The following is a 15,104-nucleotide window of genomic DNA, read 5'->3' as shown; positions in this document are numbered from 1 at the left end:
GGATCGCGCGCCGGTGGTGTGCGACGGCGGTGTCCGAGGACGAGGGGGAAACCGTGCAAGGTTCGCTTTTCCGCCGCGGAGCGGCAATCGAATTTCCCCACGGGGGAACAGATCGCGCCATGTCCGCTCATCGTCCTCTGGACCACGCAGCATGACCGCGCTTCACTTCCGGCCCATGAGATCACTCAAGATCACGAGCGTGATCGGTGCTCTGGTGCTCGCCGCCGGAGCGCTGTTCACCGCCCACCCGGCCGCCGCCGACGGTCCGAACGGCCCGACGCCGCCCGCCGAGTTCACCAGCGACTGGCACGACCCGGTCACCGCCTCCCCGGCCGTCGACACCCCCGGAACCCGCAGCTGCGAGGTCACCCTCGCCACCGCACAGTTCCGCGACTTCACCCCCTACCAGGGGGACTACACCCCGCCGAAGGAGTGCGGCACCCGCTGGAACAAGGTCGTCCTGCGCCTGGAAGGAAAGGTGAAGGGCCGCCAGTACGACCGGCTCGGCCACCTCTCCGTCGGCGGCGTGGAGATCCTCCGCACCTCCACGCCCCAGCCCTCGCCCGACGGCATCGCCTGGTCGGTCGAGAAGGACGTCACCCGCTACCGCGACACCCTCAGCCGCCCGCAGCCCGTCGAGATGCTCATCGGCAATGTCGTGAACGAGACGTACACCGGTGTCATCGACGTCCGCGTCACCCTCACCTTCCACACCGCACAGGGCCGGGTGAAGCCCGCCGCCGGCACCCCCGACCGGGTCCTCCCGCTCACCGGCGCCACCCTCACCACCCCGCGCAACACCGAACGCGTCCTCGCCGAGGTGTACGCCACCGGGTCGGGCGGCGGCTGCGAGGAGTACTGGTACCTCTCCGTCCCGGACACCGCCCCCTACTCCTGCCGGGCGACCGACGGACCCCACCGCGAGGTCCGGGTCTCCGTCGACGGCCGGCTCGCGGGCATCGCCGCACCCTTCCCGACGGTCTGGACGGGCGGCTGGTCCAATCCGTTCCTCTGGTACGTCACCCCGGGGCCGCGCGCCTTCGACGTCCAGCCGGTCGTCTACGACCTGACGCCCTTCGCCGCCCTCCTCAACGACGGGAACGCCCACCGCGTGGAGGTCTCGGTCGCCGGGGTCCCCGCCGGTCTGAGCGGCTGGTCGGTCCCCACCAACGTGCTGCTCTGGCAGGACGAGGGCAGCCGGGTCGTCAGCGGAGGCCTCGACCGCCACGAGGAGAGCGCCCCGTACAACTCCGCGGTGTACACGGCGGGTTCGCCGGAGCGCGTCGACACGGAGGCGCACCACCGGCTCACCGTCGCCGGGCACCTGAACACCTCGCACGGCAGGGTCGACACCACCGTGAGCAGGACCGTCACCAGCGACATCGTGCACCGCTGGGGCCAGGACGAGAACCCTGACGCGCTCACCGCGCGCTGGACCGACCGGGAGACCGTGACCAGCGGCCGGACCGTCACCCGCACCGACCGCTCGTACACCATGGACGGCGAGACCACGATCGGCGCGGGCGACCGGCTGCGGACCGTCCTCACCCTCGGGGACCGCGCCGACACCGTCGTCCTGCGCGACGGACGGCGGCTCTCCTGGTCGCGGCTCGACGACACGTACACCGGGGACGCCACGTACACCACCGGCGTGCCCCGCGACCAGCGGCACGCGGTCGGCACCACGAGCGAGCGCTACCGGCTGTACGGCTCCGGCGGCTGCCACGACCGGTCCCTGACGACCGTCCAGGGGACGGTCACCCAGGACCTGCGGCGCTGCTGACGGCACGGTGCCCGGCCCCGCTCGGGAGAGCCGGGGCCGGGCACGGGGCGCCGGGGGTCAGGCGGGCTTCGCCGAGTCCACGCCCGACCGGGCGTTCTGCCACGCGCCGCGCGTGAAGTCGGGGATCTCCTGCGCCGCGCCGTCCGCCTTGATCGAGGCGTGGCTGAGCGGCACCGGAGCCGTCCAGGTGGCGGCGTCGTACACGTCGAAGTCCGGCGGCAGGCCCAGCTGGAGGCACTGCATCAGGCGGTAGACCATGATGTAGTCCATGCCGCCGTGGCCGCCCGGCGGGTTCGCGTGCTCCTTCCACAGCCAGTGGTCGAACTCGGCCGCGTACGCAGAGAAGTCGCCCCACACGTCGTCCTTGTGGTCCGGCTCCAGATAGATCCGGGCCGGGTAGTCCTCGAAGACCCCGCGCGTGCCGCCCAGGCTGTTGATCCTGCTGTACGGGTGCGGGGTGGAGACGTCGTGCTCCAGGCGGATCAGCCGGCCCTTGGCCGTCCGGACCACGCTGATCGTCCGGTCGCTCTCGACGTACGTCTCCTTCCAGCTGGGGTCGCCGGACGGCATGTGCGCCGCGCGGTACTCGGCGAGCCCGAGCGCCGGCGTGCCGAAGCTGCTGATGCTCACCACCCGGTCGCCCCGGTTGATGTCCATGTAGGTGGCGACCGGGCCGAAGCCGTGGTTCGGGTAGAGGTCCCCGCGGAGCCGGGTGTGCCACAGGCGGCGCCAGGGCCCTTCGTAGTACTTGGGATCGAACATCAGGCCGCGCAGGTCGTGGTTGTACGCCCCCGCGCCGTGCAGCAGCTCCCCGAACCTCCCCGCGTGCGCCATCCGCAGCACCCGCATCTCGTTCCGCCCGTAGCAGCAGTTCTCCAGCTGCATGCAGTGGCGTCGGGTCTGCTCCGACAGGTCGACGAGCTCCCACAGTTCGGCGAGCTCCATCGCGGCCGGACACTCCACGCCGACGTGCTTGCCGTTCAGCATCGCCGACCGGGCGATCGCGAAGTGGCTGTCCCAGGGGGTCGCCACGTACACGAAGTCGACGTCGGTGCGGGTGCAGAGGTTCTCGTAGTCGTCCTCGCCGTTGGTGTACAGCGCGGGGGCGGGCTGTCCGGCAGCGACGACCGCCGCGGAGGCCCGCTCGGCCTTCCCGCGCACCGGGTCGCAGACGGCGACCACCCGGACCCAGGGGAGGGCGAGGAAGTTGCCGATCATTCCGGCACCGCGGTTGCCGAGCCCGACGAGGGCGATCCGGACCGTGGAGCGGCGCTCGAACGGAACCCCGGCCATGGTGGCGCCCCGGCGCTTCGGCACGGCCGTGGCCTCCGGCGCCCGGGCGGACCCTTCGGCGGCCTGGGCGGTCCGCCCGCTCGTGGCGGCGATGCCGAGCCCGGCTCCGGCCGCTCCCGCCGTGGTCCTGAGGACCGTGCGACGGCTCGGCGGGCGCGGTGTCTGGTCGTCCATGGAACCTCCCTGCTGACGGGTGGTTGGACTGTACTGTTCCGGTTCGTCCGCCCGGCCGCACCGGCCGCGGATGATCACCCGAACATACGAAGGCCCCCTCACCGTAGGGGTGAGGGGGCCTGTCCGCGGGGGACGGTCAGGGGCGGGTGGCGCGCTCCAGGGCGAGCAGCACCGATCCGTAGCTCCGGCCCGTCGCCCGGTCCATCCCGATCTCGCACATGCGGTTGGCCGAGAGGTGCGCGTCGAACGGCCGGGCCGTGACCTCGGCCGCCTCCCGAGCCGTCGCCGAGGCCGTCAGCTCCGGGTGCAGCATGCCCCGGTCCCCGGCGAAGGCACAGCAGCCCGCGTCGGCGGGGACGACGACCTCCTCCGCGCAGGCCCCGGCGAGCGCGGTGAGCCGGTCCTCGTCGCCCAGGTGCCGCATCGAGCAGGTCGGATGGACCACGGCCGAGGCGACGCGGCGCCGCACGTCGAGCCGGGGGAGCAGCTCGTCCGCCGCCCACACCAGCGAGTCGAGCACGGTCAGTTCGGCGTGCAGTTCACGGTTGTCCTCCGTCAGGTACGGCACCACCTCGTGCGCGATCCCGAGGGTGCACGAGGAGGCGTCCACCACGAGCGGCAGCTTCCCGCCGGCCGTCCAGCCCCAGGCGGCCTCGACGATCCGGTTCGCCATGATCTCGTTGCCCCGCTCGTACCCCTTGGAGTGCCAGATCGTCGCGCAGCACGTGCCGGCCACGTCGTCGGGGATCCACACCGGGCGCCCGGCCCGCGCGGACACCGTGACGACGGCCTCCGGGAGCGAGGGCCCCGGCTCGCCGTCCGGGCCGCCGAAGACGCGGTTCACGCAGGCCGGGTAGTAGACGGCGACCGCCGCGGGACGGTGGGTGCGGGGCAGCCGCCGCGCCGCGGCGCCCGGGATCTCCGGCAGCCACTCGGGGACGAGGTCGGGACGGACGGCCCGGCGGGCGACGCCCGTCACCGATCCCAGGACGCGGTCGCCGATCCGGTCCGCGGCGGCGACCGCGAGCCGCGCGGAGGCCTCCACGGCACGGAAGTTCCGCGCGGCCAGGGCGGCGATCCGCTCCTCGCGCGGCGAGTGCCGCTCGTGCCGGAACTCCTTCATGAGCGCCCCCGTGTCGATCCCTACCGGGCAGGCCAGCTTGCAGGTGGAGTCGCCGGCGCAGGTGTCGACGGCGTCGTACCCGTACGACTCCAGGAGCCGGGTCTCGACGGGGGAGCCGTCGGACTGGCGCATCATCTCCCGGCGCAGCACGATCCGCTGGCGCGGAGTGGTCGTCAGGTCGTGGCTGGGACACGTCGGTTCGCAGAAGCCGCACTCGATGCAGGGGTCGGCGATCCGCTCCACGGCCGGGATGGTCTTCAGGCCGCGCAGATGGGCCTGCGGGTCGCGGTCCAGGACGATCCGCGGGGCGAGCACACCGGCGGGGTCGACGGCCTCCTTGATGCGCCACATCAGGTCGGTCGCCTTCGTCCCCCACTCCAGCTCCAGGAACGGCGCGATGTTGCGGCCGGTGGCGTGCTCCGCCTTCAGCGAGCCGTCGAAGCGCTCCACGGTCAGCTTGCAGAACTCGTCCATGAAGGCCGCGTACCGCTGGACGTCGGAGGGGTCGGCCGCGTCGAAGGCGAGCAGGAAGTGGAGGTTGCCGTGAGCGGCGTGGCCCGCCACGGCGGCGTCGAAGCCGTGCCGTTCCTGGAGGCCGAGCAGCGCCTCGCAGGCCTCCGCGAGCCGGTCCGGCGGCACCGCGAAGTCCTCGGTGATCAGGGTCGTACCGGAGGGACGGGAACCGCCGACGGCCGTCACGAAGGCCTTGCGGGCCTTCCAGTAGCCGGAGATCCGCTTCGGGTCCCGGGTGAAGGCGTTCTCCACGGACGCCACCGGGGCGACCGTGGAGAGGCCGTCGAGCACGGCCCGCGCCGCCCGTTCGTACGCCTCCAGGGCCGGGGTGTCCGGGGCCCGGAACTCGACCAGGAGCGCCGCCGTCTCCTTCGGCAGCTCCGCCCAGTCGGCGGGCACGCCCGCCACGCTCACCGAGGCCCGCAGCGTGTTCCCGTCCATCAGCTCGACGGCCAGCGCCCCGGCCTCGTTGAACAGGGGCACGGCCGCGGCGGCGGTCGGCAGCGAGGGGAAGAAGAGCAGGGCCGTCGACACCTCGCGGTCCAGCGGCACGGTGTCGAAGACGACCTCGGAGATGAAGCCGAGGGTGCCCTCGGAGCCGACCATCAGACCGCGCAGGATCCGCACCGGGGTGTCGCCGTCGAGGAAGGCGTCGAGCCGGTAGCCGTTGGTGTTCTTGATGGCGTACTTGGCGCGGATCCGGGCGGTCAGTCCGGCGTCCGCCTCGATCTCCGCCTTCAGCGCCATCAGCTCCGCGCACAGCCTCGGCTCGGCGCGCGCGAGCTCCTCGTCGGCCTGCCGGTCCGCCGTGTCGACCACGGTCCCGCTCGGCAGCACGACGGTGAGGGAGGCGACGGTCCGGTACGAGTTCCGGGTGGTGCCGGCCGTCATGCCCGAGGCGTTGTTGGCGACGACCCCGCCGATCGTGCAGGCGATCGCGCTCGCCGGATCGGGCCCCAGGACCCGCCCGTGCGGGGCGAGCGCGGCATTGGCCCGCACCACGGTGGTGCCGGGCCGGATCCGGGCCCGCGCCCCGCCGTCCAGGACCTCGACGCCCGCCCAGTGACGGCGCACGTCCACGAGGACGTCCTCGCCCTGCGCCTGTCCGTTGAGGCTGGTCCCGGCGGCCCGGAAGACCACCTCGCGGCCCTTGCCGTGGGCGTACGACAGGACGGTGGAGATGTCGTCGATGTCCTCGGCGACCACGACGACCTGCGGGACGAAGCGGTACGGGCTCGCGTCCGAGGCGTAGCGCACCAGGTCGGAGATCTTCGACAGGACCTTCCCCGGCCCGAGGAGCTCGGTGAGCTCCTCGCGCAGCCGCCGCGGCGTGCCGCGGGCCTGGAGCTCCGGCACGCGGTCGGGGGCGGGGGTCCGCTTCGTGCCGGGACGGAGGGCCCGCGGGTCGGGTTCGAGCAGCGGCATCTGTCGGCTCCCCTTCGGCGCGTCCCCGTGCCCGGCGGGTCAGCAGCCGCGCTCCGGGCCGGGGTCGACCAGGGCGGACAGCAGACCTTCGAGCACCTCGCGCTGTTCGACGGTCAATGGAGCAAGGATGTCCTCTGCGGCGGCCCGGCGCGCGCTGCGCAGCGCGCGCAGCGTGGCGCGGCCCGTGTCCGTGAGCTCGATGCGCACCACCCGGCGGTTGCTCGGGTCGGGCACGCGGCGCACCCGGTCGCCCGCCTCCAGGCCGTCGACGAGACTGGTCACGGCCCTCGGGACGACCTCCAGGCGGGCCGCGAGGTCGGCCATCCGGGGCGGCTCGCCGAAGTGCGCGACCATGCGCAGCAGCCGGGACTGCGCGGGCGTGATCCCGACCGGCTCCAGGTGGCGCTTCTGGATGCGGTGCAGGCGCCGGGTGAGGCGCAGCAGCTGCTCGGCGAGGAGCCCGTCGGTGTCGGTCCCGCTCGGACGGCCGGTCCCGCTCGGGCCATCGGTCCCGCTCGGACGGTCGAAACTGCTCGGACGGTCGGAGGTGCTCATGCGGGAACAATATCAGGACCATGTTCATTGTGAGCATAGGTAACAATGAGCTATGGTCTCATCGACCGTCGATCCTTTCGAAGGAGCCCATGCGCCCCCACGACCAGTCCGACTGGACGCCCCCGCCCCGCGACTCCGGCCAGCCCCAGGAGCCCGCCCAGGTGCGGCGGATCCTGCGGCTCTTCCGCCCCTACCGCGCGCGCCTCGCGCTCGTCGGCCTCCTGGTCGGCGCCGCCTCGCTCGTCTCGGTCGCCTCGCCGTTCCTCCTCCGGGAGATCCTGGACGTCGCCATCCCCCAGGGCCGCACCGGGCTGCTCAGCCTGCTCGCCCTCGGCATGATCGCCACCGCGGTTCTGACCAGCGTCTTCGGTGTGCTCCAGACCCTCATCTCGACCACCGTCGGCCAGCGCGTCATGCACGACCTGCGCACCGGGGTCTACGAGCAGCTCCAGCGCATGCCGCTCGCCTTCTTCACACGCACGCGGACCGGCGAGGTCCAGTCCCGCATCGCCAACGACATCGGCGGCATGCAGGCGACCGTGACCTCCACGGCCACGTCCCTCGTCTCCAACCTGACCGCCGTCGTCGCCACCGTCGTGGCCATGCTCGCCCTCGACTGGCGCCTCACGCTCGTCTCGCTGCTCCTGCTGCCCGTCTTCGTCTGGATCAGCCGTCGCGTCGGCCGCGAGCGCAAGAGGATCACCACCCAGCGCCAGAAGCAGATGGCCTCCATGGCCGCGACCGTCACCGAGTCCCTCTCGGTCAGCGGCATCCTGCTCGGCCGCACCATGGGCCGCGCCGACTCGCTGACCCGGTCCTTCGCCGAGGAGTCCGAGCGCCTCGTCGACCTCGAAGTGCGCTCCTCCATGGCCGGACGGTGGCGGATGTCCACCATCGGCATCGTCATGGCCGCCATGCCCGCCCTGATCTACTGGGCCGCCGGCATCGCGCTCGGCTCGGGCGGCTCGGAGATCTCGCTGGGCACGCTCGTCGCCTTCGTCTCGCTCCAGCAGGGCCTCTTCCGGCCCGCCGTGAGCCTGCTCTCCACCGGCGTGCAGGTGCAGACGTCCCTCGCGCTCTTCCAGCGCATCTTCGAGTACCTCGACCTGCCCGTCGACATCACCGAGCCCGAGGAGCCGGTCCGGCTGCCGGAGATCCGCGGCGAGGTGTCCTTCGAGAAGGTCGTGTTCCACTACGACCCGGAGGGGCAGGGCCGCCCGACCCTGGACGGCATCGACCTGACCGTGCCCGCCGGCGGCAGCCTGGCCGTCGTCGGCCCCACCGGCTCGGGCAAGTCCACCCTCAGCTACCTCGTGCCCCGGCTGTACGACGTCACCGGCGGCCGGGTCACCCTCGACGGGGTCGACGTGCGCGACCTGGACTTCGACACCCTCGCACGCGCCGTCGGCGTCGTCTCCCAGGAGACGTACCTCTTCCACGCCTCCGTCGCCGACAACCTGCGCTTCGCCAAGCCGGACGCCACCGACGAGGAGATCGAGGCCGCCGCCCGCGCCGCCCAGATCCACGACCACATCGCCTCGCTCCCCGAGGGGTACGACACCCTGGTCGGCGAGCGCGGCTACCGCTTCTCGGGCGGCGAGAAGCAGCGCCTCGCCATCGCGCGCACCATCCTGCGCGATCCGCCCGTGCTGATCCTCGACGAGGCGACCAGCGCCCTCGACACCCGGACCGAGCAGGCCGTGCAGAGCGCCATCGACGCCCTGTCGGCGGGCCGCACCACCGTCACCATCGCGCACCGGCTCTCCACCGTCCGCGACGCCGACCAGATCATCGTCCTGGAGGGGGGCGGGATCGCCGAGCGCGGGACGCACGAGGAGCTGCTCGCCCGGGACGGGCGGTACGCGGACCTGGTCCGCCGGGACGCCTGTACCGAACAGGCGAACGTGGGAGCGGTTGTTCCCCAGAACGTGTGATCGTGCCGGGATTCGTTGCCCCGCTCCCCGACGGCATCGGAAGATTACGGAGTGCGAGCGACGGGCTGCAGACCGCGACCGCACCGTCCCACTGATGTACCTGTAAGAGGAGAAGCACCACCATGAACGTCATCACCAACCTGCTCGCCGGCGTCCTCCACTTCCTGGGCTGGCTCGTCTGACGATCGCAGTGCCCGTCGCCGTCGGTCCCCCGTCCCAGGGGGCCGGCGGCGCCGCCGCGTGCGGGGTTCCCCGGAATCGCGCACGGACCGGGTTAGCGTGCGGCCATGACGTACCGGCCGCCGTCCCCGTACGCGCCCCCGCGCCGTCCCCGCCGCCCCTCACTGCCCCGACCGCCCCGCCGCGGCCGTCTCACCCGGCGCGGCCGGCTCGCGCTGCTCCTGGGTGCCGTCCTCACCGTGACCGCCACCGTCGCCGTACCGCTGCTGCTCACCCGCGACGAACCGGCCGTCGAACAGCCCCGCACCCTCCTCGTCCCGGAGGGCTGGCGGGCGGGCCAGGTCTACACGGCCGTCGACCGGGCCCTCCACCTGCCCGACGGCACCGCGCGGAAGACCGCCACCACCCCCGGCGTCCTGCCGCTGCCCGCCACGGCCGGCGGCAACCCCGAGGGATACCTGTTCCCCGCGACGTATCCGGTGCTCTCGACCACCACCCCGGAGGCGCTGCTGCGCTTCATGGCAGACACCGCGGGCAGGCACTACGGCACGGCGCGGATCGCCGAGGGGGCGCGGGCGCGCGGACTCAGCGTGTACGAGACGGTCGTCGCCGCCAGCATCGTGCAGGCCGAGGCCGACAACCCGGAGGACATGGCGAAGGTGGCCCGCGTCGTCCACAACCGGCTCGCCCGGGGCATGGCGCTCCAGATGGACTCGACGCTCAACTACGGGCTCGGCCGCAGCACCGTGGACACGAGCCACGAGGACATGAAGTCCGAGAGCCCGTACAACACCTACGCGCGAAAGGGGCTGCCGCCGACGCCCATCGGGAATCCGGGGGACGAGGCCATGGACGCCGTGATCCGTCCGGCGGACGGCGACTGGCTCTACTTCGTCACGGTGGCCCCGGGGGACACCCGGTTCACCGCCGACTACACGGCCCACCAGGCGAACGTCGCCGAGTTCAACGCCAACCGGGACGCCGAGAGGCGCTGACCGGGCGGCTCAGCCGGCCGGCGCGGCCACCGGTTCGCGGCGCAGCAGGCGGCGGATGTCGGAGACGGCCGCGCGGCCGGCCCGGTTGGCGCCGATCGTCGAGGCCGAGGGCCCGTAGCCGACGAGGTGGACGCGCTCGTCCCGTACCGCGCGCGTGCCCTCCACCCGGATGCCGCCGCCCGGCTCCCGGAGCCGCAGCGGTGTCAGGTGGTCGATCGCCGGCCGGAAGCCGGTCGCCCACAGGATGACGTCCACGTCGACGGTCCGGCCGTCGTCCCAGGCCACCCCGGTCGGGGTGATCCGGTCGAACATCGGGAGCCGGTCCAGGATCCCGCGCGCGCGTGCCGTGCGGATCGCGTCGTTCAGGGGAAGCCCGGTGACCGAGACGACGCTCTGCGGCGGCAGTCCGCGCCGCACCCGGTCCTCGACCAGCGCGACGGCCGCGCGGCCCTCGGCCTCGCCGAAGTCACCCTCGCGCCAGACGGGCTCGCGCCGGGTCACCCAGGCCGTCTCCGCGGCGACCTCGGCGATCTCCATGAGGTGCTGGGTGCCGGAGGCCCCGCCGCCCACGACGAGCACCCGCCGCCCGGCGAACTCCTCGGGCCCCGGGTATCCGGAGGTGTGCAACTGACGGCCCCGGAACGTCTCCTGCCCCGGGTAGCGCGGCCAGAACGGACGGTCCCAGGTGCCCGTCGCGTTGATCAGGGCCCGCGTCGCGTACACGCCCTCCGAGGTCTCGACCCGGAGCCGTCCGCCCCCGCCCTCCCGGACGGCCGTGACGTCCACGGGCCGGTGGACCCGCAGGCCGAAGGTCCGCTCGTACGTGTCGAAGTACGCGCCGATCACCTCCGAGGAGGGGCGCGCGGGATCGGCACCGGTCAGCTCCATGCCGGGCAGCGCGTGCATCCCGTGGACCTTGCCGTACGTCAGGGACGGCCAGCGGAACTGCCAGGCGCCGCCCGGCGCGGGGGCGTGGTCCAGGACGACGAAGTCGCGGTCCGGCTCCAGGCCGGTGCGCCGCAGGTGGAAGGCGGCCGAGAGCCCCGCCTGTCCGGCGCCTATGACGACGACGTCCACCGTCCTGACCGCTTCGAACCCGAAATCGTTCACGCTTCCACCAACCGGGGCGGGGGTGTGGTTCTTCCCCGGTCCCGTCAAGCCTCTGCCACCGGGCGTCTTTCCTTCCGGTGAACGCGCAGATCGGCGCGCGGGTGCGGGACGGGGCCGCTCCACCGGGCAGGTGCTGCTGCCCGCGGAGCTGCAGGAGCTGGTCGGCCAGGTGCGGGACAGGACCGCCATCGGCTTCCCGTGGATCACCGCCGACGACGGCATCAAGCTCTCGGCGTTCACCCTCAGGCTCAAGGGCGACGAGCCGCGCCCGGTCGTCATCGTGCCCGCCGGGTGGACGCCGCTCGGCTGGGCGCCGCGGCTCCACGGTGATCGACTACGCGCAGCAGCACTTCGGCCCGGGCAAGGTCGCGTTCCTCGGCGAGTCCTACGGGTCGGGCATCAGCCGGCTCGTGGCCGCCCACGACCCGGCCGGGTCGACGCGGTGGTGGCGCTCAGCACCCGGGGCGACCTGGCCGAGGCGCTGCTCGGCAACGACACCCGGCACCTGGCCGCCGTCGACGCGCTGTCGAAGTTCACCGGCGGCCCGGAGGAGCGGACGTTCGACCCGGCCACCCGGCAGCTCCTGGACGACTTCCGCGCGGGCCGCAACCTGGACGACGTACGGGCCTGGGCGACGGAGCGTTCGCCGCTCTCGTACGTCGAGGAGACCAACGCCGCCGGGGTGACGGCCGGACAGCCCGTCGAGGCGTCCTGGAAGCTCCAGGCCGCCTCGTACGACATCCCGGCCGGCCACAAGGTCATGCTCGTGATCAACGCCAAGGACGCGCTCTACTCCGACGACAACCCCGCCCTCGCCACCCTGAGCGTCGGCTCCGCCGCCGGCACCGAGGCGTACCTCGACCTGCCCCTCGGCTGACCCCGCGCACCCGCCCGCCGTGGGCCGTCCGACGGACCACGGCGGGCGCGTGCGGGTGAACACCGCGTGTGCGACGGCCCGCCCCCCGAGGGGGCGGGCCCCGCCGGGTGACCCTGACCGGACGCCACCGCACGGGCACCGCCGCGGCCGTCCACCGAGGAGCACACCAGTGAAGCGTCCGTCACGCCGGACGAGCGCCCTCTCCGGCGCGCTGTCCCTCCTCGCGCTCGCCGCCGCGGCGGCACCGTCCACGGCCGACAACGCCCCCGCCCAGGAGCGGTCCGCCTACGTGGTGGTCCTGAAGGACGGCGCGGGCGACCCCGGGACGGTGTCCTCGCGGCTCGCCCGGCGGTACGGGGCTCCGCCGACGGCCGTCTTCCGCCACGCGATCCACGGCTACGGCACCCGGCTCACCCCGGCCGAGGCCGAGACGCTGCGCGCCGATCCCGCCGTACGGTTCGTCAGCCCGCAGCACACGTACCGGCTGCCGCCCGCGCACCACCACCGGACCGCCGTCCCCTGCCGGGAGGCGACCGTCCCGGGGCAGTGCCTGCCGGAGTGGGCGGACCGGATCGAGGCCGACCGGTCCTCCGCCCGGTCCGGGGACGGCCGGGGCACCGTGACCGGCGTGAACGTGGCGGTCATGGACAGCGGCATCGACGCCGGCCATCCCGAACTGAACGTGCGGGGCGGCGCCGACTGCCTCAGCGGCAGCCCGGTCGTACCGGGCAACAGCCTGATCGTCGGCGACCCGCACGGCACCGAGGCCGCCGGTGTCATCGCCGCCGAGGACAACGCCGCCGGCATCGTGGGCGTGGCACCCGGCGCGCCGCTGTGGGCGGTGAAGGTCTTTCCCGACGACGCGAGCGGCCTCGGCTCCGACGAGGCGCTCCTGTGCGGGCTCGACTGGGTCGTCTCGACCCGGCAGGACCAGGACCCCGGCAACGACATCCACGTCCTCAACATGAGCCTGACCAGCACCGAGGACGGCCGCGACGACGTCGACGACGGCGCCTGCGGGACCGTGTCCGGTGACGCCCTCCACATGGCGATCTGCGCCGCGGTCCGCGCCGGCGTCACGCCCGTGGCCGCCGCCGGGAACGAGGGCGTCGACCTCGCCCGACGGGCTCCCGCCGCCTACCAGGAGGTCCTGGCCGCGACGGCCATGACGGACTTCGACGGCCGGCCCGGCGCGAAGGCCGCCCCGGACTGTTACGGGGACGACTACGGCCGCTTCGGAGAGGCCGACGACCAGGCCACCCTGGAATTCAGCAACTTCGTCCGCGGCGAGGAGGACCGGCTGCACACCGTCTCCGCGCCCGGCGTCTGCGTCCTGACCACCAGCTCCGACCCGGCCGGGTCCTACGCGGCCGTGGACGGCACCAGCTTCGCCACACCGGTGGCCGCGGGCGTCGCCGTCCTGTGCATCGCCCACGGGCCGTGCGGAACCTCGACTCCCGCGGACAACGTCTGCGTCCTCGCCGCCGACGCCCGCCGTCACCAGCGCCGCGACCCGGGCTACGGCTTCGACGGCGACGACCGCAGCCCGATCCCCGGCCGCTTCTACGGCCCCCTCGTCCACGCCGGCAGCTACTAGACCCCTCCTCGACCCCTCCTCGACCCCGGCACACCGCAAGACAGGAGCAGACGTGCACCGTTCCCGTCGCACCACCGTGCTGTCCACCGTCGCCCTGGCCGCGGCCCTCGCGCTCCAGGGCCTCGCCCCCTCGTCCGTGCGGGCCGCCGCCGGGGCCGAGCTGCCGGGCCGGTACGTCGTCGTCCTGGACGACACCACCACGGCCGACCCGGGCGCGCTCGCCGGACGCCAGCTCCGGGCCCTCGGCCGGGCGCCCGTGCCCAGGGCGGTGTTCCGGCACGCGCTCAAGGGGTACGCGGCGGACCTCACGCCCGCTCAGGCCGCCGAGCTCCGGCGCGCTCCGGGCATCCGGTTCGTGGCTCCCGAGCGGACCTACCGCCACACGACGGAACAGGGCCGTTCCACCGGGCCGGCCACCCGGACCGTGAGGCCGGGTGGCGAGGCCGCCGCACCCGCATCCCCGCCCTGCCGCACGGCGACCGACATCACCCGCCGCCAGTGTCTGCCCGAGTGGGCCGACCGCGTGGAGGCCGACAGGTCCTCGGCCCGCTCCGGCGACGGCCGCGGCTCCGTGACCGGGGTGAACGTCGCGGTCGTCGACACCGGCATCACCGGCGGCCATCCCGACCTGAACGTCCGGGGCGGCACCGACTGCGTCGCCGGACACCCCGTCGTCCCCGGAGGCAGCCTCTCCGACCCGGCGCTGTTCGGCACCGCCCTGGCCGGGGTGCTCGGAGCCCGCGACAACCGGCTCGGCATCGTCGGCGTCGCCCCCGGCACCCCCCTGTGGTCGTACAAGGTGTTCCCCGACGACGGAAGCACCGCCACCGACGCGGCCGTGCTCTGCGCACTGGACCGGGTCGCCGCGACCCGGACCGACACCGACCCCGGCAACGACATCCACGTGGCCACCGTCGGGTTCTTCAAATGGGACCTCACGCCCGCCGACGACGGCGCCTGCGGCGCCGACAACCAGGACGCCCTCCACCAGGCCGTGTGCGGCCTCACCCGCGCCGGCGTCACCCTCGTCGCCCCGGCGGGCAGCGTCCGCTACGACATCGACCTCATCCTCCCCGCCGCCTACGACGAGGTCCTCACCGCCACCGCCATGGCCGACTTCGACGGTCGCCCCGGCGGGCGCGCGGCCGCCGACTGCGGCGGCACCGCCCTGGGCGGCTCCGGCTTCGTCGACGACCAGATCGCCCTCCCGATGGCCGGTTTCGCGCGGACCGACGCCGACCGGCGGCACCTGGTCGCCGCCCCCGGCGTGTGTCTGGCGGCCACGGGGGCCGTCGCCGATCCGCTGCCGCGGCTCATCACCGCTGCCGGACCGGCCGCCGCCGTCGCTGCCGGGGTGACGGCCCTGTGCATCGCCGGCCGGAAGTGCCCGACGGACGACTCCGCCACGACCGTGCGCAGGATCGTCGGCGACGCCACCCGCCACCACCTCCGCCATCCCGACCACGGGTACTACGGCGACCCCCGCCACCCCGTCCGGGGCCGCTTCTACGGCCCCCTCCTGACGGCCGGCCTCTACTGAACCGG

General features: G+C 73.8%; 10 protein-coding genes. 6 read left to right on the top strand and 4 right to left on the bottom strand.

What is annotated here, in order from left to right; translation table 11 throughout:
* The first annotated feature begins 175 nt into the window (after positions 1–175).
* A complete protein-coding gene (locus tag ACN9MM_RS06165) occupies positions 176–1,783 on the top strand; it encodes a peptide-N4-asparagine amidase (RefSeq protein ID WP_426362690.1) in 1,608 nt (535 codons plus the stop codon).
* A gap of 57 nt (positions 1,784–1,840) precedes the next feature.
* On the opposite strand, the gene ACN9MM_RS06160 is transcribed toward ACN9MM_RS06165, so the two are convergent.
* The 3 genes from ACN9MM_RS06160 to ACN9MM_RS06150 all read right to left on the bottom strand — a co-directional run bounded on the left by ACN9MM_RS06160 (position 1,841) and on the right by ACN9MM_RS06150 (position 6,866).
* Positions 1,841–3,250 (bottom strand): Gfo/Idh/MocA family protein, encoded by a 1,410-nt coding sequence (locus ACN9MM_RS06160; protein WP_426362689.1) that lies wholly within the window; start codon positions 3,248–3,250, stop codon positions 1,841–1,843.
* Positions 3,251–3,386: 136 nt separating this feature from the next.
* A complete protein-coding gene (locus ACN9MM_RS06155; RefSeq protein WP_426362688.1) occupies positions 3,387–6,311 on the bottom strand; it encodes an FAD-binding and (Fe-S)-binding domain-containing protein in 2,925 nt (974 codons plus the stop codon).
* A gap of 39 nt (positions 6,312–6,350) precedes the next feature.
* Positions 6,351–6,866: a MarR family winged helix-turn-helix transcriptional regulator gene (locus ACN9MM_RS06150; protein ID WP_426362687.1), complete on the bottom strand. Its 516-nt coding sequence runs from the start codon at positions 6,864–6,866 to the stop codon at positions 6,351–6,353.
* A gap of 89 nt (positions 6,867–6,955) precedes the next feature.
* On the opposite strand from ACN9MM_RS06150, the gene ACN9MM_RS06145 reads away from it, so the two are divergent.
* Positions 6,956–8,800: an ABC transporter ATP-binding protein gene (locus tag ACN9MM_RS06145; protein ID WP_426362686.1), complete on the top strand. Its 1,845-nt coding sequence runs from the start codon at positions 6,956–6,958 to the stop codon at positions 8,798–8,800.
* Positions 8,801–9,087: 287 nt separating this feature from the next.
* Entirely contained in the window at positions 9,088–9,975 is an 888-nt protein-coding gene (gene mltG / locus ACN9MM_RS06140) for an endolytic transglycosylase MltG (RefSeq protein ID WP_426362685.1), read from the top strand.
* A gap of 9 nt (positions 9,976–9,984) precedes the next feature.
* On the opposite strand, the gene ACN9MM_RS06135 is transcribed toward mltG, so the two are convergent.
* The gene (locus ACN9MM_RS06135) at positions 9,985–11,085 is read right to left on the bottom strand and encodes an NAD(P)-binding domain-containing protein (RefSeq protein WP_426362684.1); all 1,101 of its coding nucleotides are present in this window, start codon (positions 11,083–11,085) and stop codon (positions 9,985–9,987) included.
* A 130-nt stretch (positions 11,086–11,215) separates the two neighbouring features.
* Between ACN9MM_RS06135 and ACN9MM_RS06130 the strand changes: the two genes are divergently transcribed.
* From ACN9MM_RS06130 to ACN9MM_RS06120, 3 genes are all read left to right on the top strand, one after another.
* Positions 11,216–11,962 carry a hypothetical protein gene (locus tag ACN9MM_RS06130; RefSeq protein ID WP_426362683.1) on the top strand — a complete coding sequence of 249 codons (747 nt, stop codon included), beginning with the start codon at positions 11,216–11,218 and terminating at the stop codon, positions 11,960–11,962.
* 169 nt (positions 11,963–12,131) lie between these two features.
* The gene (locus ACN9MM_RS06125) at positions 12,132–13,559 is read left to right on the top strand and encodes a S8 family serine peptidase (protein ID WP_426362682.1); all 1,428 of its coding nucleotides are present in this window, start codon (positions 12,132–12,134) and stop codon (positions 13,557–13,559) included.
* 52 nt (positions 13,560–13,611) lie between these two features.
* Entirely contained in the window at positions 13,612–15,099 is a 1,488-nt protein-coding gene (locus tag ACN9MM_RS06120) for a S8 family peptidase (protein WP_426362681.1), read from the top strand.
* Positions 15,100–15,104 lie beyond the last annotated feature (5 nt).

Origin of the sequence: Streptomyces sp. E-08 (assembly GCF_049913095.1) — a bacterium.
Lineage (GTDB): Bacteria > Actinomycetota > Actinomycetes > Streptomycetales > Streptomycetaceae > Streptomyces.
The sequence above is the reverse complement of the archived record's forward strand: the minus strand, read 5'-3'. Positions and strand labels throughout refer to the sequence as shown.